Annotated in this window: 14 protein-coding genes; 7 read left to right on the top strand and 7 right to left on the bottom strand. The window is 48.4% G+C overall.

Features of this window, described 5'->3' with window-relative positions; genetic code table 11:
- Positions 1–420: 420 nt before the first annotated feature.
- From odhB to EA408_03135, 3 genes are all read right to left on the bottom strand, one after another.
- Positions 421–1827 carry a 2-oxoglutarate dehydrogenase complex dihydrolipoyllysine-residue succinyltransferase gene (gene odhB / locus EA408_03145; protein TVR74274.1) on the bottom strand — a complete coding sequence of 469 codons (1407 nt, stop codon included), beginning with the start codon at positions 1825–1827 and terminating at the stop codon, positions 421–423.
- A 61-nt stretch (positions 1828–1888) separates the two neighbouring features.
- Complete coding sequence (locus tag EA408_03140; GenBank protein ID TVR74273.1) at positions 1889–4684, bottom strand: 2-oxoglutarate dehydrogenase E1 component; 2796 nt, start codon at positions 4682–4684, stop codon at positions 1889–1891.
- 24 nt (positions 4685–4708) lie between these two features.
- Positions 4709–6124 (bottom strand): TonB-dependent receptor, encoded by a 1416-nt coding sequence (locus EA408_03135; GenBank protein ID TVR74272.1) that lies wholly within the window; start codon positions 6122–6124, stop codon positions 4709–4711.
- Positions 6125–6214: 90 nt separating this feature from the next.
- Here EA408_03135 and EA408_03130 point away from each other — a divergent pair, with 90 nt between their 5' ends.
- The 3 genes from EA408_03130 to EA408_03120 all read left to right on the top strand — a co-directional run bounded on the left by EA408_03130 (position 6215) and on the right by EA408_03120 (position 8644).
- Positions 6215–7558, top strand: a complete 1344-nt coding sequence (locus EA408_03130; protein ID TVR74271.1) for an MFS transporter — start codon at positions 6215–6217, stop codon at positions 7556–7558.
- Between the two features lie 215 nt (positions 7559–7773).
- A complete protein-coding gene (locus tag EA408_03125; protein ID TVR74270.1) occupies positions 7774–8445 on the top strand; it encodes a hypothetical protein in 672 nt (223 codons plus the stop codon).
- 16 nt (positions 8446–8461) lie between these two features.
- The gene (locus EA408_03120) at positions 8462–8644 is read left to right on the top strand and encodes a hypothetical protein (GenBank protein TVR74269.1); all 183 of its coding nucleotides are present in this window, start codon (positions 8462–8464) and stop codon (positions 8642–8644) included.
- 60 nt (positions 8645–8704) lie between these two features.
- Here the strand turns inward: EA408_03120 and EA408_03115 are convergent, their stop codons facing one another.
- A complete protein-coding gene (locus tag EA408_03115) occupies positions 8705–9766 on the bottom strand; it encodes a S9 family peptidase (GenBank protein TVR74276.1) in 1062 nt (353 codons plus the stop codon).
- A gap of 145 nt (positions 9767–9911) precedes the next feature.
- Entirely contained in the window at positions 9912–11033 is a 1122-nt protein-coding gene (locus EA408_03110) for a hypothetical protein (GenBank protein ID TVR74268.1), read from the bottom strand.
- A 332-nt stretch (positions 11034–11365) separates the two neighbouring features.
- On the opposite strand from EA408_03110, the gene EA408_03105 reads away from it, so the two are divergent.
- From EA408_03105 to pfkA, 4 genes are all read left to right on the top strand, one after another.
- Positions 11366–13735, top strand: a complete 2370-nt coding sequence (locus EA408_03105) for an FtsX-like permease family protein (GenBank protein ID TVR74267.1) — start codon at positions 11366–11368, stop codon at positions 13733–13735.
- A 52-nt stretch (positions 13736–13787) separates the two neighbouring features.
- Positions 13788–15065, top strand: coding sequence for a DUF418 domain-containing protein (locus EA408_03100; GenBank protein ID TVR74266.1), 1278 nt, complete (start codon positions 13788–13790; stop codon positions 15063–15065).
- Between the two features lie 80 nt (positions 15066–15145).
- Positions 15146–18454, top strand: a complete 3309-nt coding sequence (locus EA408_03095; protein TVR74265.1) for a hypothetical protein — start codon at positions 15146–15148, stop codon at positions 18452–18454.
- Positions 18455–18698: 244 nt separating this feature from the next.
- Positions 18699–19679 (top strand): 6-phosphofructokinase, encoded by a 981-nt coding sequence (pfkA, locus tag EA408_03090; GenBank protein TVR74264.1) that lies wholly within the window; start codon positions 18699–18701, stop codon positions 19677–19679.
- A 128-nt stretch (positions 19680–19807) separates the two neighbouring features.
- Here pfkA and EA408_03085 read toward each other — a convergent pair whose 3' ends face one another.
- A complete protein-coding gene (locus tag EA408_03085) occupies positions 19808–23572 on the bottom strand; it encodes a methionine synthase (GenBank protein TVR74275.1) in 3765 nt (1254 codons plus the stop codon).
- A gap of 61 nt (positions 23573–23633) precedes the next feature.
- Complete coding sequence (locus tag EA408_03080) at positions 23634–24296, bottom strand: hypothetical protein (GenBank protein ID TVR74263.1); 663 nt, start codon at positions 24294–24296, stop codon at positions 23634–23636.
- Between the last annotated feature and the right edge of the window lie 403 nt (positions 24297–24699).

Below are 24699 nucleotides of genomic sequence, written 5' to 3'. Positions count from 1 at the left end.
GGTTGCCTGTCTCGTCAAGGGCAATAGCCTGGTAATTAATACCATCTGCCACCTGAGTAAAGGAGCTGAAATGGCAAATAACTAAAAGGCTGAGGGTAAAGAAAATTGACTTCATAATAGATCAAGGGTTAATTATCAAAGGTCAAAATATTGACTTAAGCATTAAGTTGAAATTTTATTCTACTTTGGCTATAAATTGCAGAGGCCTTGTGATGACAATTTTCATGAAGGGTTTCATAAAAAGTTCTTCACGGAATAAAAATAAGATAAATTATAACACGAAGAAGTAATGTTGCCTGATATTTTGGCAAAAGAGCATAAACGGGCCATGAATGGCCCCTGGTTTTATGGAAGGGAGATAGGTGTAACCCTTCGTCTGACCGGGAAGAGCAAAGATTGTCAGGAAATGGCTATTTATTTCTATATGTTCAGCAGAGCGTTCATGGGATCAGATCCACCTGAAAGCATCATAAGGGGGTTCTCTATTATCTCTTTTAGGCGGACCAGGAAGCTGACCGAATCTCTGCCATCAATTATCCGGTGATCATATGAGAGAGCAATGTACATCATTGGCCTGATCTCCACCCGGCCGTCTATTGCAACCGGCCGTTCAACGATATTATGCATACCGAGGATGCCTGATTGGGGAGGGTTGAGTATGGGCGTTGACAGAAGCGACCCGAACACCCCGCCGTTGGTTATGGTGAATGTGCCCCCGGTCATGTCGTCGATAGAGATCCTGTTTTTCCTGGCCTTATCTGCCAGCCCAAGTATCTCCTTCTCTATCTCTGCCAGTGTCATGGTACCTGCATTCCTTATAACGGGCACCATCAGCCCCTTTTCCGCCTGCACTGCAATTCCTATGTCGTGGTAATTGGGCGTTACCATGTCCTCTCCGTCAATGTAGGAGTTGACAGTCGGATAGGCCTCAAGAGCAAGTGTGGCAGCCTTTACAAAAAAAGACATGAAGCCCAGCTTTACACCGTGTTTTTCGGTGAAGGCAGATTGATTTTTCTTCCTGATATCTATGATATGACTCATATCCACCTCGTTGAAGGTGGTGAGCATGGCGGTTTCATTTTTAACGGCAACCAGTCGCTCACTCAGTTTTCGCCTCAGCATTGACATCCTCTGCCTGCCGGTATCCCTGGCCGGCTTTTCATCACTTGCCGGACCCTCACCGGTTGCCGGCCTGTCGCCAACGTCCGTGAAAGTGATTTGAGCGGGGGACTTTTTGTTTTTCATCCCTGCCACCATTTGCACATCTTCTTTGGTTATCCTTGCAAGTCCCCCGATCACATCGTCAATTGTCAGACCTTCCTTCTCCATCAGCTTCCTGGCAAGAGGAGACAGTTTTAAATTGCCTGCCGTTTGGCTGCTGCGGCCTTTCCCTGCTGATTCGACGGTGGCATCATGTCCTGACTGTTTGCCGCCGTCATCCTTGCCGGAGGGATCACCATCGTCATCTTTTCCTGCCGGTTTGCCGCCGTCATCTTTCCCGGCGGGAACTCCCGCCGCAGCAGTCCCGTTTTCTTCTGCTTTTTCTTTTGCGGTCCCTGTTTTCTTTTTACCGCCTGATCCATTTGTACTGCCTTCTGTATCTATTGTGCAGGCTACCGAACCAACAGAAACAGCAGAACCGGTCTCTGCCCTGATGGTAATTACTCCACTCTCCTCGGCCAACAAGGGAAGCGTAGCCTTGTCTGATTCAACCTCTGCGATCTCCTGGTCCTTTTCGACATAATCGCCGTCGTTTACCAGCCATTTTGCTATTTCAACCTCGGCTACCGATTCGCCGGGAGATGGGATTTTTATTTCGATTATCATTTTCCTTGTCGGGTTTACTGTGGTTTTGCCATTTAAAATAACCTGTTCAATGCATATTCAATTACTTTGCCATCTCTTTGTTAAGTTCCCTGATGGCAAATCTGCCGCACCGCTGTCCGCAATATTTACGCCGGAGCTCGCAGTTACACTGCTGGAAGGTTTTGTCAAGTATCTTTTCCAGCCTCTTTTTATGAAGCTCAAGCAGTCCGCTGGCAGGTGATCCGCTTGCCGGACGTGATATAAGCAACAGGTTAACCTCCCTGAATACTCTTTGGAGGTATGACCAGGCTCCCATGTTCACGGGTTCATCCTGTGCCCAGACATAGCGTTCGGCCTTACCGTATTTTTTTATGATTTTCCGTATCTGTCCCAATGGCAGCGGATAGAGCTGTTCGATCCTCACGATTGCGGTATCGCTGGCGCCAAGCTCTTCCCGCCTTTTAACCAGGTCATAATAGAGTCTTCCGCTTGTAAACACCACCTGCCTTACATCTTCGGCGACTGCAAGGTCATCGTCAATAACCTCCCGGAATGACCCGGAAGCCAGCTCTTCGATTCCTGATATGCAGGCAGGATGTCTCAGCAGGCTTTTCGGGGTAAAAACTATAAGCGGAATTCTGAATGGGCGATGCATCTGCCGTCTCAGTAAATGGAATAAGTTCGCCGGGGTCGTGCAATTTACAATCTGCATGTTGTCATTTGCACATAACGCGAGGAACCTCTCGATACGGGCGCTGGAGTGTTCGGGCCCCTGACCCTCATAACCGTGAGGCAGGAACAGCGTAAGTCCGTTCATCAGTCCCCACTTCTCTTCAGCCGAGCTGATGTACTGGTCTATTATCACCTGTGCAACGTTATGAAAATCGCCGAACTGGGCCTCCCATATTGTCAGTCCCCGCGGCACCGCAAGGGAATACCCGTATTCAAACCCCATCACTCCGTATTCAGAGAGCAGGGAATTGTAAATATGGAACTTTGCCTGATCAGGCGACAGATGCTTAAGGGGGAAATACTTCTCGTCCGAATCCTCAAGAACATATGCTGCATGCCTGTGGGAAAAGGTGCCCCTCTCCGAGTCCTGTCCGCTCACCCTTACCGGGTGCCCTTCCAGTAGCAGGCTTCCGTATGCCAGCAACTCAGCCATAGCCCAGTCCAGCCTGTTATCACTTACCATCCTGCGGCGGTCTTCAAGCAGCTTCTTTATCTTGCTGAAAAACGATTTACCCTCAGGCAGGGTGTTAATCTTTTCTGCGATCTCAACCAGTTTTTTGCGGTCAAATCCGGTTTCGGGTGAAACAGAAAAATCTTCATTTCGTGAGTACCTGAAATTGCCCCAGTCCTCTTTCATGAACTGTGCAATTCTTACAAGGCTTCCCTCTTTTGATTTTTTCAGTTTTTCTTCCAGTATGTTGTTAAGATTCTTTTCAGCCTGTTTGATATCATCGGTAGTATATACACCCTGCTCGACCAGTTTTTTTCCGTAGATATCCCGGGCATTGGGATGTTTGCTGATCTTATTGTAAAGGAGCGGTTGCGTGAACCGGGGCTCATCGCCTTCGTTGTGGCCGAACCTGCGGTAGCCCAGTATGTCAATAAACACGTCAGAATGATATTTCTGGCGGTATTCCATTGCCAGTGTGATGGTATAGATAAGGGCTTCGACATCGTCGCCGTTTACATGAAAAACAGGTGACTTGGTCACTTTCGCAACATCTGTGCAGTAAGTGCTTGAGCGCGCATCCAGGTAATTTGTGGTGAATCCCACCTGGTTATTCAGCACCAGGTGGATGGTGCCCCCGGTTTTGTAACCGTTGAGCTGCGACATCTGGATCACCTCGTAGACAACCCCCTGACCCGCGATGGCAGAATCCCCGTGTATCAATATCGGAGCGAGCTTGCTGAAATCGCCGCCGTAATTGTGATCGATCTTTGCCCTGGCAATACCAAGGGTTACAGGGTCGACTGCCTCGAGGTGGGAGGGGTTGGGTACCAGGTTAAGTCTCACCTTTTTTCCATGGTCGGTCTTTATCGTACTGTTGTATCCAAGGTGATACTTTACATCGCCAAGCGCGATCTCGTCGTTGTATTGTTTCCCGTTGAATTCGTCAAATATGTCCTGGTAGGGTTTTCTCATTATGGTGGCCAGAACATTCAGCCTTCCCCGGTGCGCCATTCCGATAACATACTCTTCTATACCCATCCCGGCGCCCTTTTCTATGACGGCATCAAGTGCAGGTATTAGCGTTTCATTCCCTTCCAGGGAAAACCTTTTCTGCCCTACGAATTTTCTGTGGATGAACTGCTCAAATCCCACTGCATGCATCAGGTGGTGGTAGATATCCTTCTTTTCTCCGGCTGAAAAATCGGGGGTGTTCCTTACAGACTCCATTTTACCGGTAAGCCAGCTTATTATTTCAGGTACCCTGATGAACATGTATTCGGCGCCGACGGACTGGCAATAGGTCTGCTCCAGGTGGTCAACTATATCCTGCAGGGTTGCAGGCCCTATCCCTATTCTCGAACCTGCCTTGAAAACTGTGCCCAGATCTTCCGCCGAAAGGCCGAAATTCTCAATATCAAGGGTTGGCGTATACTGCCTCCTGGTGCGAACAGGATTGGTTTTTGTGAACAGGTGCCCCCTGAGCCTGTACCCTTCGATGAGCGATATGACCCTGAATTCCTTTTCGAAAGCGTCATCGCACGGGAGGGGGGGAGTTCCCTTCTGGCCTGCAAACTCAAAACCTTCGAAAAACTTTCTCCAGCTTTCATCTACATTCGAAGGGTCATTACGGTATTCTGAATAGAGTGATTCAATGTATGCAGCGTCTGCACTTCCAAGATAGGAATGTTTGTCCATTGTTTTCCAGGTTAGCTTTGATTTTCAGGTTCCTTTTCCTGTAAACCCGAAAATTTTGTTCTTTTTGATATATTCAGCGACAAAACCAGGTACCAGTTCCTCCCAGCCATCCGTGTCATTTTGAATCATCCCGAGCGTTCTTGAGGAGTCTGCCATCAGCCATTTCATCTCAGCCGATTTCACATCAATTATTTTTTTGTTCTCACACAGGTAGTGATAAAGATGCTTCAGGTCAGCCGGAAGCTCTATATCCTTTGAAGTAAACAGTTTTCCAGTGGATTTGTTGAGTGAAGGGTAAACATAGAGCTTCATGTTGCCGGTAAATAGTTTGCCGAAAGCCTCAAGTATGCCCCCTCTGAGGTCTGAGTAGTATTTTTTGTCCCATACTTTGATGAAAGTGGGTATACCGATAACCACCCTGAGCTTGCCGAGCCTGAATTTGGAAAAGTATGATACCAGCTTGTAATATTCCCTGAAGTTGGAGATCATCACGTTTTGGCCCAGGCCGTTGAGCAGATTTACTCTTTCGAGGAAGTCGGTCTCGTCAAAAACTCCTTCATGCATCAGGTTGTTGAGAGTTATCTCGCATATAGCCAGGGTGTTGTCTTTTCTGTAATCTTCATCCTTTCTGAAAATGCCGTTGCATTTTTGCAGCATGTCATAGCCCACGTTGGTAATTGGCCTGAAGCTTCCGCGGAAAGCAAGGAGGTTTTTCCTGTAGAGCATGTCTGCAGGTTGCTGTACTTCACCGTTACTGTCGAAGATGGTTGCACTGGTCATCTGGTTCTTTACAAGCTGCACTCCCAGGAGCCTGTTGTCAACATAGCTGAGGTCATGGCCGCCCATTCTCACCATGTTTATCTCTACCCGGTCAGAGTCCAGGTTATCCATAAGTGACTTCAGGAAGACATTGGGCCTGTCGGCGAAATGATAGCAGGCATAGATGAGGTTCACTCCCAGTGATCCCAGGGTGTACTGTTGCAGCAGCTTGTCATTCTCAAGAAGGCTGACGTGCAGTGATACCTCGCTGGGCTCTGAGTTTGGATGAAGCTGAAATTTTACCCCCAGCCATCCGTGGGCGTCATTATCTTTTGCATAGTTCAGCGTAACAACTGTGTCGGCGAACGCAAAAAAGCGGGTTCCCTTCCTGGCGCTGTTCTGCAGGGTATTGATGAGGTCCTTGTATTCGATCCCGAGCATCTTTGCCAGCCTGTTTTCAGAAACGTAGCGGCCGCTTTTGCCGCTGTTGTACAGATGATCGCTGAAGGTCCTGTCGTAGGCGGATATTGATTTGGCCACGGTACCCGAGGCTCCGCCTGCCTGGAAAAAGGCGCGTGCAACCTCCTGCCCCCCCCCGATCTCTGCTATTGTACCATAAATGGTGGGATCCAGGTTTAGGGACAGAGCCTTGTTTTTTATGCTTAATATCTGACGTTCCATACTGATTTACAAATTTAAACAAAGATATTAAAGCATTTTAAAAATTGTGGTAATTAAATTCCGGTTTGTTCAACAATAACAGGTTAGTTTATTATTTTTGCAGGCCCACTTTTGAGAAGGTTCAAGAACATACCGTTTTCACCTGCAAGATGGCCCTTTTTCTACGGATGGGTCATAATAGTTGCAGGTATAGCCGGGATACTGGTGAGTATTCCAGGGCAGACAATCGGTGTATCCGTATTTACCGATCACCTTTTGGGCGCACTTGACATCAGCAGGGTAAACCTGAGCACTGCCTATATGGTTGGGACCATTATCAGCGGGTTTTGCATTCCCTGGGCCGGCAGGCTCTATGACCGTTACGGGGTAAGACCCGTGGCTATGATGTCTGGTTTTTTGCTGGGAATGACCCTTTTGTATCTGTCAAATATTGCAGGTGTGGTAAACCTGGTTTCGGGGATATTTTCTGCTGGCGGACTTCCGGTAGTTGTTTTTATTCTTATGACCGCAGGCTTTTTTATGCTCCGCTTTCTCGGTCAGGGGGTACTGACAATGGTTTCGAGAAACATGGTCATGAAATGGTTTGAGAAGCGGCGCGGGTTTGCCAATGCAATCCTGGGTATAACCGTCTCATTCGGTTTCTCATATTCACCCAGGGCCCTGGACATGCTGATACAGAATTATACATGGCAGCAGGCATGGGAGATCACCGGTATCATAGCATGCGTTGGATTTGTTGTTTTTGCCTTTGTTTTTTTTCGTGACAACCCCGTAAAATACGGACTGGTTCCCGATGGAAAAGTGACTAAGACCGGAAAGGACAATGACCCCAATATTCCACTGCTGAAGGAGTATAACCTGAAAGAGGCTAAGGCAACATACTCCTTCTGGATATTCAATCTTTCCCTTGCCTTACAGGCGCTTTATGTTACGGCCTTTACCTTTCATGTTATCTCCATTTTCAATGTCAGCGGATACGACGACCGGGCTGCTATTACAATATTCCTGCCTGCATCTGTAATAGCTGTGTTATTTCACTTTTTCGGGAGCTGGCTTACAGATTACCTTAAGCTTAAGTATTTCCTCCTATTCCAGGTTTTAGGCATGCTGATAAGCATGACTGCACTGATCCTGCTTGATGTTTCGCCCTTTTACAGGTGGATGATGATATTCGGGAACGGGATCATGAACGGAATGTTCGGGGTATTGTCGGCCGTCACATGGCCCCGGTTTTTCGGGTTAAAGCACCTCGGGGCGATTTCAGGCTATGCCATGAGCTATATGGTTATTGGCAGTGCACTCGGACCTTTTATGTTCAGCCTTTCCTACAGGTATACCGGCAGCTATGATATGGCTACCGTTGTTTGCATTGCTGTTGCACTTACCCTTTTCATCCTTGGTTTCAAAGCAGATAACGTGAACAGGAAGAAATAGATACGGGTTTAAGGCGACGGGCACCAGTTACCCCCCCCCTTGGCATTTATATCATAAATCTTTTGCTTACTGCCGTTTTATGTTTTAATATTGTATAATAGCAAGACCAGTTTAAACTTTTTAAATACTATGAATTTATGTTTAAAGTACAGCTATCTGTGATCATTTTAATGGCTGCTCTATATACTGCAGCCGATTGCCAGCAGCAACCAACATTGTACCCCGGAGCAGTTAAGGCCACCCGGGGAGAGGAAACCGGATTTGCATCCGGGGAGCAGTATTCGGTAAGCGTCTATTACACAAAAGACAGCTACCAGGATGTAAGGAGTTATTATGTAAGTGAGATCGGCGAGCCCAGGATGGAAGAGGATGACGGAGACCGCGGAAAAAGCTCATTCTTTTCCTATCAGCGTCGCATGCCTGAGGATATCGGTGTAAGAATTTCCGGAAGACAAGGTAGGTCAAGGGTGCCTTCACGAATTTTTAACAGCTTGAACGGACTTGCAGTGCAGGGAGTGATACCTGAGTCACGGGTTAATGAGATCAGAGAAAAATACAGCTATCTTGAACGCTGTTATTTTGTGAGCGAAAAAGATGAAAGCGGAAAACTGGTAGCAGCCGATGAGCTGATTTACAAGAGATACGAGGAGAAGATTGGCGCCGGAGGAGTTGAGTCTGAAAGCAGCGAAGAGGTCATGGAGCGTGCGCAGCAGCTTATGGCGCAGGGTCGCATGCAGGAGGCCACGGAGCTCCTGAAAAAGATGCAGGAAGGCCAGCTGGCCGGTGCAGAGCTTGCCACGAGTCCCCGGGCAGCCGAGATGTGGGTGGAATGCCTGGAGGAACTTGCTGCCAGTGCCTATGATGTTAGCATTACCATTTACCTCTGACTTTAACCTGGATTACATGGCAAAAGAAATCGAATGCGGGCCTTCAAATGCAATTTACGGACTTGGCCTGATAGGTGCGGCAGTTTTTTATATTGCCCAGGCTGCCTCTTTCTGGTCAGGAGTGCTCGGTTTTCTCAAAGCGCTTGTATGGCCTGCTTTCCTTGTATATGAGCTGTTAAAGTATATGGCAGGGGCGTAAACTGTCCGGGACTGGCACTGCCCCCTGCAATCAGTTGAACCGGCAGGTTGTTCTCTGCAATCAGTTGAACCGGTAGGCCGCCCTCTCCATTTCGCCCAGGTTCCTGAACCTTACAGGCGGATCAAGGTACTGTTCGAGGAACTTGTAGATACCGTACCTGATCTTCCGGCCCTCAGCATGATCCATCCTGTCGAACGAGTGTCCTCCCGGGATGTCTTCGAAGACCCGGTATTCAAATTTCTTGTCTTCAGCCTTCAGGGCATTGATCAGGTTCTGCACCTCCAGCACATGAACATCCTCATCGTTGGTATTGGTGTGGATAAGCAGGGGGGTTGCCAGCTTATCTGCGTGATATACAGGTGAACGGCGGCGGTATTCATCAATATTTTCATGTACCATCGCCCCGATGTGGTAGCCGGCCGAAAAGAAATCCTCGTAAGCCGGCCTTTTGTATCCCATCCTGGCCACCAGGTCGCTTACCGGCACCCCGGCAAATGCGCAGGCATACTCCCCGGGATGTTCGAAGATATTCATCAGGGCTATCATACCGCCATGGCTCCAGCCCACGATACCTACGCGGTTTTCATCAACCATACTGTAGTTCTCTATCATATATTCCCTGCTGATATTCACATCGGCATTCTCCAGTCCCCCATAATCGATCAGCTCATATGTCAGCCTCCCGTAGCCTGTGCTACCCCTGTATTCGGGAGCCACCACAATATACTGCTGCGCCATCAGCTCTCTTATGATATGTGTGTAGTAGGTGTTGAAGTCCCCGTGAACCCCTCCGTGAGGAAGCACTATCAATGGATATTTGTTTGAAGGATCCATCCCTTTCGGAATGAATACGTACGACCAGAACTTGACCGGGTTGACGCCTGCCAGTGTTGTTGCCCGGTCTGCATGTGCCGGCGGCGCCCCGGCAAGGAACACCTTGTCGATATGTGCAACATCTCCCACTCTTTTGAACCAGAGTACATCGTCAATTTTCTTCTCCAGGACATCAAGCCTGTGCCTCAGGTTATAGAAGTGTCCGTCCACACCCTCCATAATTTCATCTTTGATATTTTCCTGGGCATTCAGGGCACTGGCCAGAAGCAGGAAAAGCAAGCCGGCCATTATCTTTTTAAAGTGATTGATAGTTTCCATGGTATTGTATTGTTTGGTTAGACTTATTTACATCCTGAAACATTGGCCGGCGGGGGCCCGGTGGATTGAAAGTGCGTTCAGCATCATAAGCTCCGGACATCAGAAGTCCCTTTCATCAGAGATCCCGGTTCCCAGGGGGTAACTCCCCTTCTGTATAAAGCTCCTTCATAACGGTAATCTTAAGGGGATCATCCAGGAGTGAGACATCGGAAAACATCATTATCCCCGAGGCGGGCGGCCGCGATCCTTCAAGCATTACCTGCCTGAACTCTTCGGGTGTGACAATGCCGGGATTGTTATGCGCCTGCACGATGGGCCATATCTGCGGCTTTCCTGCAGTGCCGGCCCCGGTTGTACTGCCGAGCCAATCGACATATTCGCCAACCCATTCCGGCGGCCTTGCTTTCATTCTGTGGAACAGCATTGGCGAAAGGACGTCAACTCTTTCTGCCAGGGTCCGCACATCGATGCCCAGTATCCGGTATAGCGATGAATTGTGGTCAGAGGGGTACCAGGAACAGTAAAAGACACCGAGCAGAGTCCCGGGGCTGAGTTCCCTTATTATATCGCCCATATCGTCAACCCACATATTTATGATGCTGTTTCTCCATCTTCTCCATTCGGATTCGGCATTGGCAAGTATCCATCCGGCCTTTCCGGGGATGTCTTCGTGCGATAGCTTAATTCCCGAATATTCCTGGAACAGCCCGGTACAGTCATCGCAAAAACATGTTTCGGGTAGAATAGGGTCGGGGGTCTCGAACTGCGCGTGCCAGTGGAGGTAATCGAGGAAGATGCCGTCAACATCAAATTCGGTAAGTATATCCCTGAGCTGTGCCGCCCGGTGCTCCCTGAAGCCCTGATTGACCGGACAAACCCCCATGAACCAGTCCGCTGCCGGGGACTGCTCCCCATTTTCATCTATGGGCCATGCATCAGGATGGTTGTCAACATAGTTTCTGCCAAGAAGGGTAGGAAACTCAACAAAGACTTTGCACCCCTGGTTTCTGGCCGCTTCATAAAACTCCCTTTTGAGCGATATGCTTCTTACAAAGACTGCGTTCATGCCCAGTGAGTCAAATGAATAGCCGGCTTCAAGCAATGATCCAGGGTTGCCGTAAATTCCTTTTATAAAGGGTGATGTTTCGTTTTCTTCCCCGGAAGGGGAACAGGAAGTAAATGCAAGCAAGGCAAGGGCTGCAATTAACACATTGGTAGTTTTTTTAGTCATGAGCATTAAATTATGTGAGAACTGCAATATAACAATTAGGCAGGGGTAAAACAAAAAACCTCTGCGACTTTGACCATGAAAGAGATGCGACAGTCGTTGCAGAAGTGTGGTGGACTAAATCCTTTTTTGTTTGCTTGTTGAGATATGTTGTGACATGACTGGTATTTTTGGGCTATAATTACAGGATGCGGTGTATTGAAAACTCCGGGATAGCGGTGTACGGTAGCGGACAGATTATGGGCTGTAAAGTTCGTTATCGAACATTCCTCAATTAATCAAAGAACAATGGCAATATGCTATGAAATTGTAATATTTTTGCTATCAGTAATATGTGAGGCATGGCATGCATTATGCAGCAAAATGCCTGTAAAAAACCAGTTAATATGGTTCTGAATTATATTGTTATTGCCTGGAGGAACCTTTTAAAGAACAGGGTAGTTTCGGTTATTAATATTTTAGGGCTTACGCTCGGATTGGCATCGGCGGTACTTGCCATACTTTTTGCAAGGCATGAACTCACCTATGAGAGCAGTCACGAAAAAGCCGACCGTATAGCTAAGATCTACCTGGGTGGTTCGTTCGGGGTGGTTGAGTGGGCTCCCAACTCATTCGGTCCTGAAGGACCTGCGCTTGCCGGGATACTGCCTGAAGTTGAAAACCACAGCCTGTCACGGAATACAACCGGGATTGTACGGGTGGGCGACAACCTGTTTTCCGAGGATCATATTAAGGTCGCAGATTCGGCGTTATTCTCAATATTTACAATTCCTTTCAGGACGGGAATCCCTTCAACCGATCCGAACACCGTAGTGTTGTCTGTATCGACAGCCCGGAGGTATTTCGGAAATGATGACCCTGTCGGAAAGGTCATCAGAATCGAGTTTTACGGAGAGAGAAATGAATATACCGTTACCGGGGTTTATGAAGACCTTCCGTCAAATACCCACCTTAGGGCCGATATCATTGCACCCATAAGCCTGGCGGGAAGCTTCCCTCACTGGAACTTCGACCAATACAATTCCACAATATATAATACTTATCTTTTACTCGCGCCCGGCTCCGACATTACAGAGCTTAACAGGACAATAAGCGATAATTACGAGATACCTGTCCGGATTGACGACATTTACGCCTTCCTGATGCCCATCAGGGATATCCATTTCAGGGGTACTTTCGCAAACAACAGGGGTAAGTTCCTGGCGCTTTTGCTCGGGGGGTTGTTCGTGCTGATAACTTCATGCTTCAACTATATTAACCTTACAAATATCCTTTTTGCCACAAGGAATAAGGAGACTGGCATCAGGAAGGTAAACGGCGCACTGAGAAGAGATGTTTTCAGCCAGTTTATGGTTGACACCATGCTGTCAACACTTGCAGGATTCGGCCTTGCCGTCATCCTGCTTGAACTGTTGCTGCCATGGTTCAATTCACTCATGGATACCCATATAAAACTTGTGGCCGAACCCGGAGTGCTGCTCCTCGGGTTGATGCTTTTCGTGGTAACGGTACTGCTTGCCGGCCTCTATCCCGCCATAAGGTATTCAGCGGCAAAAACTTCTAACCTGCTCAAGGATATGGAGAACACCGTTTCGGGCCGGAGCTTGTCCAGAAAGATACTCACCACTTTCCAGTTCATTCTTGCCATAGTATTCATACAGATGATCATGGTGATTGAAAGACAGGGCCAACACCTCGACAAACAGGATGTAACAGGTTATGATTCTGAGAACGTCATAGTACTGCCCGGCAATAAGTGGGGGGACCTCAATGTTGTTAAAACTGAACTTCTGTCCAATCCGATGATCGAGGCTGTATCATGGGGGTCGGCCGTTCCCAGTCACGGTGTTTCACAGACAACAAACTGGAAGGATGAAGATAACAGGATCCCGGCAGGTATTTACAGCTATGAAAAGGACTTTCCTGAACTATACAATATAGCGATGAGGCAAGGCAGGTTTTTCGCCGATGAGTATACAGCCGACAGGGGGAACATGATTGTAATAAACAGGCAGACCGCTGAAATACTCGAATATGATGATCCCATAGGCGAAACAGTTATGCTTTGGGGGGAACAGTTTGTGATTATCGGCATGATTGACGAATATATGGCGCTTCCGCCAATATTTCCGGTGAATGCATCCCTGATCCGGCAAAGCGGCAACGATGATGTTCGCCTGTTTATCAGGATAAGGCCAGAGAACCGTGCAGAGACACATGCTTTCATTGCCGACCTGCTGAACGAAATTAACCCTGATTACCCCGTTGAGATAAAATACCATGATGAGTTTCTTTACGAGACCGAGGAGGCCAGGTCATTTGTGTCGGCAATGCTGCTGATGCAGGCGTTTTTCCTTCTCACCATAATAGCTTCGCTTATCGGGCTCTTCGGACTCTCCATGTTCATTGCACAGAGGAACAGGAAGGAGATAGGTATCAGGAAGGTGTTTGGTGCTACTGTTGGGTCGGTTATGCTTAAGATATCAAGAGAGCTTATAGTACAGGTGCTAATTGCGATATTTATTGCCACTCCACTGGCAATGATGATTTCGCAGGGATATCTGTCGGTTTTCAATTACCGGATTGAACCGGGCCTGGTCTTTTACCTCACGGGAGGAGCCATTGCATTTGTACTTGTCCTTGTTACCGTAAGCTGGCAGACATGGCTTGCCGCGAACAGGAACCCGGTTGATGTGCTCAGGTACGAATAATTCCGGTTGAAGTGCTCAAGCAGGAATAATACCGGTTGATGAAGGGCTGGATTTGATTTTTTTTATACTTTTATCAAAAAACTTTATGGAAGAAAATATTACCCCCGTTAAACCCGCAGAGAGGATAGCGTTGCTTGATATTCTTAGGGGACTGGCAATTTTCGGGATACTGATGGTGAACATGCAGATGTTCTATCAGCCTGCTACCTCTGTGATTGCTGGTTATGCCGGATCTGAAACGATAGCTGATAAGATTTCGACAGGTGTGATCAAATTTCTTTTCGAAGGGAAGTTCTATATACTTTTCTCACTGCTTTTCGGTTACGGCTTCTGGATGTTCATAAACAAGAAGACAGATGATGGCAACAGCATTCTGCCTGTTTTCAGGCGCAGGGTAGCTATCCTGCTTCTTTTGGGGATAATGCATGTTGTGCTGCTCTGGGCCGGTGACATACTTGTATGGTATGCGGTCTTTGGCTTCGTCCTGATCCTGTTCAGGAAGAAGAGTGACAGGAGCCTGATCAAATGGGCCTTCTGGCTTGCAATGGTACCCGTTGTAATGACTGCGTTGTCGGTCCTCATGGTCCGGCTCGGCATGGCTGACCCCCAGGCCGCTGCCGGGATTGAAGCCAGCATGCAGGAGAGGGAGGCATGGATGGCGGATTTCCTTGCACGGGCATCGGCAGTTTATTCGGAGGGAACATTAAGGGAGATCGTCACGATACGGCTTCAGGAATATATGAACCTGCTTCCCGGAGTTCTGTTTTTTTATCCGGTGGTTCTGGGCGTTTTCCTTGTCGGGGTATGGGCAGCAAGAAGCGGCATTATAAAGAATCCTGCTGAGCATGTTAGTTTTTTCAGGAAAGTTTTGTGGCGGGGACTGATTACAGGGGTTATCTTCAGCGCTCTTTACACCTGGTCATTTTTCAGGACCGGCGCTATGACAGTTCCTGGTATCTGGATGTTCATATCAATGACCTCGCATATAGTTGCCGGATTCTCACTTTCAGTTGCATACGTCAGCATTATTGTGCTCCTTTACATAAAGGGTCGGTTAGGTCTGCCGGCAAGACTGCTTGCCCCGGTCGGCCGGATGGCACTGACCAATTACCTGCTGCAATCAATTATCTGCACCACGTTGTTCCTTTCATATGGATTTGGATTATTCGGAAAGATATCGGCGTTTCAGGGATTATTGCTTACCATAGTGATATTCGGACTGCAGATCCCGTTCAGCCGTATCTGGCTGAAGCATTTTCATTTCGGGCCCTTTGAATGGTTGTGGCGCAGCCTTACATATATGAAGGTGCAGCCTTTTATCAGGAGGTGATGCAGATCACCTGTTCAAAGGTCAGTTGCTGGTAACTTATCTTCTATATTAGCGTATCAGAAATAATACTAATACTTATCATGAGAAGATTAAGTGTGCATAAGGTTCTTTTATTCTGCCCGATGATACTGTTTTTGATCACAACGGCAGTGGCGTCAGACATGCAGCTCAACTTCTTTTCCCTCACACGTGCCGACGGGCTTTCAAACAACTCGGTAACAGCCATAGTCCGTGATGAACAGGGATACATCTGGTTCGGGACACAAAGCGGACTTAACCGTTATAACGGTTACGAATTCAGGCAGTATTACCATGACCAGGGTGACAGCACCAGTCTTCCGGCCAACCGTATCACCGCTCTTGTTGCCGGCAATGATGGCAATCTGTGGGCAGGATGTCATTCAAGCGGACTTGCAAGGTATGACAGGAAAACCGACAGGTTCTTAAGGTACCGGTTTTCTGATTTCACTGATGAAGCACCAACAGACCATATTGTTGATATGGAATACGACCGGATGGGCCGGCTTTGGGTCGCGACGCATGGCGGACTGTTTTTATATGACTCCGGTAAAGACAGGTTCTTACAAATAAAGTCTTATGGGAGCGCAGGAATGGAATATGGTACGGAGATAAAAGTTGAGGGGCTGTTCACACTGACACATGAGATTACCTCACTTACAGCCGATGATCGGGGAAATATCTGGGTCGCCCATCCTGACTGGAGCCTGTCATATATCAATGCTGAAAACCGGATCAGCGGTTTTTACAATTACCTGAAAGAAGAGTTCGGGGAGATGCCAGAGTCCCTGATACAATTGGTTTATCACGACAAGCAACTCTACTTTGCCGGGGGGCACCGTGGTTTATATGCCTTTGACCCGGCAATTGGCGAGCTGTACACGCTTGTTGATCCTGAAATTCTCAGGTCACCCCTGTATGTGACCGGTCATAAAGAGACAGTGTGGGTCTCTTCGCTGGAAGGGCTTTTCAGATATGATACCGGAACAGGTAATTTTGCCTTCTACAGCCAGGAACCCACAAATCCAAAGTCAATAACAACCGGCACCCCGGGGGTGCTTTTTGTTGATGAAAGTGAAATTCTTTGGCTTGCGGCCGGGAACCTTGGTATCAACTACTCCCTGCTCAATATGCCTTTCATGAATCTTTACGAGCATGCTGAATTTGATGAATTCCTGTTTCATCCGAATGTCACTTCGATGCTGCATGACAGCCGGGGTAACTTCTGGGTAGCATTCCAGTCCGGCGTGGTCCAGGCATATTTCAACGGGTCACCCAACAGGGAGATCATACAGGTCGACCAGTTGGTGCCGGGTACGGGCATAGGCTATGTATTCGGATTATTTGAGGCATCTGACGGGACAATATTCATGACAAGCTGGAGAGGCGGTTTACAATTTTATGACCCGGAACTGAAAAAATTTGTCAATATTTATGATGCTCACTGGACATTCTATGAAAATTTCGGGGGGTTTGATGTAAGGGATGTTACTGAGGGGCCTGATGGAAGTCTTTATCTAGCTGTTTTTGGCAGTGGAGTGGTAAAATATGACAGGGAGACTAACCGGTTTCTCAGGTATGTTGCTGATCCTGAAAAGGAAGGAGCCCTTGCCAACTCTTATGTTTATGATTTGGAATTTGACCGTGACGACAATTTGTGGGTTTCAACTACCTGGGGCCTAAACAAATTACCTGCAGGAGATTCATTGTTTACCTGGTATCTGGCTTCACAGGAAACCGGCACACTCCTGGATAATTACATAAGAATGTCATTTGCCGACCGACATGGCAGGATGTGGTTTGTCACAAATGGCGGTCTTAATCTGTATGACCCTGTCAATGACAGCTTTGCAAATCTGCATGTTGATGAGCTGGGTTATACTACTTTGGTGATCAGCAGTGTTGAAGAGGATGAGCAGGGACATTTGTGGCTCTCCACATCGCATGGTATAATCAATGTCAGGATATATTATACAGAAGAATACAGTCCGGCAATAGAAGAGGTTTTTGTCTATGACATAAGCCACGGGTTGCTGTCGGATGACTTTTTTGGAGGATCATCGTCCGTTAACAGTGCCGGCCTTCTCTTTTTCGGTGGGAACAGGGGGATTGATTATTTCGATCCTGCCAGTATATCTCCGGTTGAAGATGAAGGAGATATCCGGATCGAGAGTATTCGGATATTTGACCGCCTGGTTTATCCCGGCAGTGATTACGGTCCGCCTCTAAACGAAAATGGTGAGATCCTGCTCTCGCACGCTGAAAATATGATAGGTATTCAATATGCCATGCTCAATTTTATTGACAGCCCCAAGAACAAGTACTTTTATATGCTTGAGCCTTTGCATGGCGACTGGATATATGCAGGTGCTGACCGGCATGCCACCTTTGCAAACCTGCCGCCGGGAAGTTATACATTCCGGGTGAGATCATGTCCGTCTGACAGGTTGTGTGACTCAAATGAGGCTGTCCTGGGTTTCTTTATAAAACCCCCTTTCTGGAAGACCTGGCCATTCTACGTTATTGCCGGCTCAGTGTTTCTGCTTTTTATATACCTTATTTACCTGACGAGGACCAGGAGGCTGCGCGAAACCAAGGCAGAACTGGAGAGGCTTGTAGAATTGAGGACACAGGAATTAGGCAGACAGGCTTCTAAGCTCCGGAAGGCCAATGAACAGCTTGGTGAACTGAACTCAATGAAAGATAAATTCTTTTCAATAATTGCCCATGACCTGAGAAGTCCCCTTTCTTCGATAGCCGGATTCAGCGAACTGCTGATCACCAGCTGGGACGGGTATGATGATGCCAAGCGGAAAAGTTTGATAGAAATTGTTAGTGAGGCGACCCGTAATACCATAATAATGCTTGATAACCTGCTGCAATGGGCAAATTCACAAACCGGAAGATTGAGTGTAAAAGCTGAAAAAGTGGTCCCGGCTGATGTGGTGAATGACATCCATGTACTGTACAGGAAAATCCTCGAAGAAAAGGATATCAGATTCTCAAACCGGGTTCCCGGTGACCTCCGGATAATTTCTGATCTGCAACTGTTAAGTGTCGTGTTCAGGAACCTCATCTCCAATGCCCATAAGTTTACTCCACCTGGGGGGAATGTCATTGTAAGCGCAACATTGAACGACGATGAAACAGTATGTTTTGATGTGACCGATACAGGAGGTGGATTTCCGGAGGATTTGCAGCAGAATATTTTCAGGATCGATAAGTCCTGGGTAATGCCCGGAACGGACGGCAAGAAGGGAGGCGGACTCGGACTAATCCTGTGTCATGAGTTTGTTACAAGGCTTGGTGGGAAGATATGGGTACGTGAAACTTCTGAAAAAGGGACCACTATAAGTTTTACCCTTCCTTAACTTTTGCCCTTACGGTCACCTTTCCTGGGCACAATTCCATAAGTGAAGTACCTTGCTGTTTTCAGATCAGCTTTCTTGCTGTTATAGGTATCTGGTTAAAATGGCATAAAACAACAAATATCGTAAGTATTATTTTGTTTTGCATTGATGTTTTGTAACTTGGAATGCTTTTTAGTAAGTTGCCATAACAAACAACGCCGGCCGTTGTTAGCGGTACCGGTTCAAACCTGTCAAAACAAATAATATGGATACATTAAAAAGAATAGCCGTTCTCACCTCGGGAGGGGACTCACCCGGCATGAATGCTGCCATCAGGGCAGTTGTAAAAACAGCGCTCTATCATGATATTGAGGTTTATGGTATCTACAGGGGATACCATGGCATGGTTAACGATCTTATCAGTCCCCTGAAAAGAGAAGATGTAAAATACATTCTGCCTCTCGGCGGAACAATTCTCAAAAGCGCAAGGAGTGAGGAGTTCCGTACCCCGGAGGGGAGGAAAAAGGCTTATGAGAACCTGAAAAAGCATAACATCGATGCCCTTGTAGTGATAGGAGGGGACGGAACCTTTACGGGGGCCAAAATTTTCATGAATGAGTTTGATTTTCCCGTTATCGGCCTGCCCGGGACAATAGACAACGATCTTTTCGGCACCGATTACACCATAGGTTACGACACCGCTGTCAACACGGTGGTCAGTGCCATCGACAAGCTGAGGGACACTGCCTATTCGCACGATATGGTATTCATTGTTGAGGTGATGGGGCGCGATGCGGGGTTCATTGCGTTGCGGAGCGGACTGGCAAGCGGGTCGGGAAAGATTCTGATACCAGAAACAAAAACGTGTACCGATGAGCTGAGCGAGAGATTGCGCAAAAGAATTGAGAGGGATGAGACCAGCGCCATCATTGTGGTTGCCGAAGGCGATGATTTTGGAGGCGCTTTCGAGGTCAAAAAGATCATCAATGAACGGTTCCCTGATCTAAGTACGCGTGTTACCATACTGGGACACATACAGAGGGGCGGATCACCGTCAGCCTTTGACCGGATACTGGCGAGCGGACTGGGATACCAGGCTGTAAAGGGGCTAATGGATGGTAAAAGTGGTGTGATGGTTGGATCGGTCAACCGGAAGATAGAATTTGTGCCTTTTGACAGGTCGATCAAGCACCACAACAAGATCAATGTCGAGTTGAAGAACATTGCCGAGATACTGGCATCCTGATCATGCTGCAGGGAACAGGGACTTGTTGCCCGGTGCCATCCCGGGCCGCCATCTATCCAATCAGCTCCGACAGCAGCTTGCGGGCCGGTTCCGCAGCGTTACGGTTGATTCACAGCAGTGCGCGCCAACTATCCGATCAGCTCCGACAGCAGCTTGCGGGCCTGCTCAACTGAAACCTGCTTCCTGACTGCATAGTCGGTTACCTGGTCGTCCATCACCCGGCCGATATTGAAATACCTGCTTTCAGGGTGCGCGAAGTAATACCCGCATACCGAGGCTGCCGGGTCCATCATATAGCTTTCCGTAAGTTTTATTCCAGTTTCTGCGGTCACATCCAGCAGTTTGAAAAGCCGCTCCTTTTCCGAATGTTCGGGGCACGCCGGATAGCCTGGTGCCGGCCTTATGCCTTTGTACCCTTCTTTAAGCAATTCGGCGGGTGTCAGGTCCTCCTCAGGCACATATCCCCAGAATTCCTTCCTTACCCGTTCATGCAGGTATTCGGCAAATGCTTCGGCAAGCCTGTCGGCCAGAATCTTCAGCATAATACTGCTGTAATCGTCACCGGCCTTCGTGAACCTGCTCACCCATTTATCAATGGCAAGTCCGGCAGTAACCGCAAAGAATCCTATATAATCGGTTATTCCGCTCTCCGCCGGAGCAATGAAATCGGCCAGGCAGAGGTTCGGCACCCCGGGATCCTTTTTCTCCTGGTTCCTGAGGAACAGGAACCGTTCAATCACTCTGTTTTCTGATGTGCCGTCATAAATTAATACATCATCACCCTCTGAGGCAGCCGGGAAAAAGCCGGCAATGCCCTTCAGTCCGAGCATCTTTTCAGATTCGATCTGCTCCAGCATGCGCCGGGCATCGTCGTACAGCTTACGCGCTTCGCTGCCCTTCGCCGGGTCATCGAGTATGCCCGGGTATCTGCCACGAATCTCCCAGGCGTGGAAGAAGAAGGTCCAGTCGATATAGGGGAACAACTCATTTACGGGAAGGTCGTCGATCAGGACCTGTTTTTCTGCCGGTTTTACTATTATATCCTGAGCTTGCTCATAATGTCGTGCTTGCTTATAATCCTGCGTTTTATCAAAATCCCTTGCCTGCTTATACTCCTGTGTGTCCTCATAGCCCGGGGTTCTCTCATACCTGAACCTGTTTTCCCTCGCCTGCTCCAGGCTGACAAACTCCCTGCCCGATCTGTATTTTTGCTGCTTTTCCCTCAGCCCCTCGTACCTCTCTTTTATTTGCTCAACATAGCCGGGCTTGTTCTCCGGGGAGAGCAGGGACGAAAGCACCCCGGTGCATTTGGATGCATCACGCACATGTATCACCGGGTGGTTGTAAACGGGTGCGATCTTCACCGCAGTATGCATCTCGCTGGTGGTCGCCCCCCCGATAAGCAGCGGTATATCAAGTCCGCGTAACCCCATCTGTTCAGCCACGTTCACCATCTCCAGCAGCGACGGCGTTATTAGTCCGCTCAACCCTATCACATCAGCCTCTTCGGCTGCGGCCCGGTCCAGGATTGTTTCAGTTGGAACCATGACACCCAGGTCGATCACCTCGTAATTGTTGCATCCAAGCACCACGCCTACAATGTTCTTGCCGATGTCATGCACATCGCCCTTTACCGTCGCCAGCAGAATCTTGCCGGCATTTTTGCGGGTGTCGCCTTCGGCCTTTTCAGCTTCAATGAACGGTTGCAGGTATGCAACAGCCTTTTTCATCACCCTGGCGCTCTTTACAACCTGGGGCAGAAACATCTTACCCTCGCCAAACAGGTCGCCCACCACGTTCATCCCCTCCATCAGCGGGCCCTCGATAATCTCAAGAGCCCTGTCAAATCCCGGACGGGCTTCCTCGACATCATCTTCAATAAATTCGTCCAGTCCGTTCACCAGCGCATGGATAATCCTTTCCCTTACCGGCTTTTCCCGCCAGGCGGCAATTTTTTTCTCCTGCTGCCCGTCATTGCCGCCCGATGTCTCTGCAAACGCAACCAGTCTCTGAGTCGCATCCTTCCTTCGGTTGAATATGGCATCTTCTACCAGTTCAAGCAGTGTAGCCGGTATCTCATCGTAAACCATAAGCGTTTGCGGGTTGACAATTCCCATATTGAGCCCCGCCTTTATGGCATGATACAAAAACGCTGCATGCATCGCTTCCCTCACGCGGCTATTTCCCCGAAAGGAAAAAGAGAGATTGGAAATCCCGCCGCTTACGCTCGCATGGGGGAGGTTCTGCCTGATCCACTCAATAGTTTCGATGAAATCGACCGCGTAGTTGTCATGCTCCTCCATCCCGGTGCAGATGGTGAGGATGTTGGGATCGAAAATAATGTCGCCGGCCGGAAATCCGGCCCTGCTTGTCAGTAATTCATATGCCCTGCGGCAGATCTCAATGCGGCGCTCAAAGGTGTCGGCCTGCCCCTTTTCGTCAAAGGCCATTACCACAACTGCGGCACCAATATCCCTGATGAAGGAGGCCTGCTGAAGGAAAACCTCCTCACCCTCCTTGAGGCTGATGGAGTTGACAATGCCCTTGCCCTGCAGGCACTTCAGTCCCGCCTCAAGGATGCTCCACCCCGATGAGTCGATCATGACCGGTACCCTTGCAATATCGGGTTCAGCGGCAAGCAGGTTCAGGTATCTTACCATCGCCTTTCCGGCGTCGAGCATGGCGTCATCCATGTTCACATCGATGATCTGGGCGCCGTTTTCAACCTGGTCGCGTGCCACGGCAAGAGCCTCATCATATCTCTCCTCCCTGATCAGCCTTGCAAACTTCCTTGAGCCTGATACGTTGGTGCGCTCGCCGATATTTATGAAGTTGCTGCCTTCAAACACCGGCAGCGGTTCAAGTCCGCTCAGCCTCAATGCCGGTTCTATGGCCGGCGGCACCCGTACCGGGGCCTTTGCAGCCAGCTTTGCAAAAAGCTCAATATGTTGCGGGGTGGTCCCGCAGCAACCGCCGATTATATTGACAAGCTTTTTATTGAGGAACTTTTCAATATGGAGCGCCATCTCTTCGGGCAGCTCGTCATACTCGCCAAGCTGGTTTGGCAGTCCCGCATTAGGATAAAGGCTGGTATAAAAACCGGTGCGGCTGCTCAGCTCCTCGATATGCGGACTGAGCTCCTTTGCACCCATGGCACAGTTCAGACCGATACTCAGCAGGGGAAAATGGGACACTGAATAGAGGAAGGCTTCGAGTGTCTGGCCCGACAGTGTACGGCCGCTTGCATCGGTAATGGTAAATGAGAGCATCACCGGGAGGGATTTTTGCTTATCGCGGAAAAGATCCTTTATGGCCATCAGTGCTGCCTTGGCATTCAGGGTGTCAAACACTGTCTCGACAAGCAGGATGTCTGTCCCTGCATCCATGAGGGCCTCCGCCTGTTCATAGTACACCTCCCCCAGGCCGTCGAAGGTAACGGCCCTGTACCCCGGGTCGTTCACGTCGGGCGACATGCTGGCGGTCTTGTTTGTCGGCCCGATGGCCCCTGCAACGAACCTGGGGCGTGAAGGGTCACTCTCTGTCCATGCACCGGCCGCTTCCTTAGCCAGTCTTACCGCGGCCGTGTTTATATCCCTTACCAGGTGAGACATCCCGTAATCGGCCATCGAGATGGCATTGGCATTGAATGTGTTTGTCTCTATGATATCTGCTCCCGCTTCCAGGAACTTGTCGTGTATCTCACCAATAATATCCGCCCTTGTTATGTTGAGAATGTCGTTATTGCCTGTCAGCGGCTGCGGGTGGGAGGCGAACCTGTCACCCCTGAACTCCTCCTCCTGCAGCTGGTATTGCTGGATCATCGTTCCCATAGCGCCGTCAAGCACCAGTACTCTCTCCTTTATAAGTTCATATATAGCGTTTTCCTTTGCCATTGTCCTGAAGATTATTGTAAGTGCGGTTGCCACCTGGACAGGTTCCGGTGGCAAAATTACATCAGATATTCGGTTTCTTAAGCCCCAGCAACATTGGGAAGGCCCTGTGAACATCCTGTTCAGCCACCACTATCGTCACCTCGTTGGTCGTGGAGATTATTTCCAGTATGTTGATCCCTCCCCATGCAAGAGATTTAAGTATGAAGTAATAGACCCCTGATATCTCGGTGTTGTTTTCGGGCAGCATTATAGTAACGGAGCCCAGTCCGCTCTTCCTTGCCAGCAGTTTTTCCTGGCTGAATATCTTCTTTATCGAGTCGTCCAGAGAATTACTGGTAACGATTGTTGTCTCATATACTCCCTGAGAAAAGGTGCAGAAAACATTCTTCCCGGAGCCGATCTCATCCATTAGCTTCCTCTGGCAGGATATAAGGGTGGGGGAGTTCTCAAAGCTGTGGTCGCTCAGGTCAGACCGCACGATTATGTCTCCCAGCCTGCTCATGAAGGTTTTTATACCCCTGCTGATCTTGAAATAGTATCCGGGCTCCCTCCTGTTTATGGCCATCACGATGGCTCCCTCCTGAACCGGCTTTTTGAGTATCTTCTCCACATCGGGCCTGATCTTCCTGGCCAGCGACGACACATTGATAATGTTGTCGGTCAGCGCCTCCTCCAGGAAAGGCGATTGTGAAATAATCCTGTCAACTGCATGCGCTATAGTCATTCTGCTGGTTTGTTAAAATATCAACACAAAGTTATAAAAAACACAATTAAAACCAATCGGGCACCAGATTTGTATTTCCGTTGATATTGGGGCTGGAAAAAACGGTATACAAGCAACAGGAAGCTTTTACTGAGATTTTTCACGGTCATACCGTACCCGGAAATATAATTTTCCCCGATAAGGGAGCTGACACGAAAACCCTTCTGAACTGATTAGTTACCCCGGTCATAAGATCGATACGGATATTCTTCTTCCGGACAAAAACAAGTATTTTTACCTGCATATTTTTTAACTTGCAATTAAAATGCATAAATGGACTTAAGCTGTAATCAAGAAATCCTTGTTTGATATTCAAGCTTCAATCAATGCAATAGCGATTCATTTGGGCAGTAATCGCAGGTTT

This window comes from Marinilabiliales bacterium (assembly GCA_007695015.1).
In the GTDB taxonomy this organism is placed as follows: Bacteria; Bacteroidota; Bacteroidia; order Bacteroidales; family PUMT01; genus PXAP01.
Note: the sequence above shows the minus strand (reverse complement) of the source record. Positions and strands in the feature narration are given on the sequence as shown.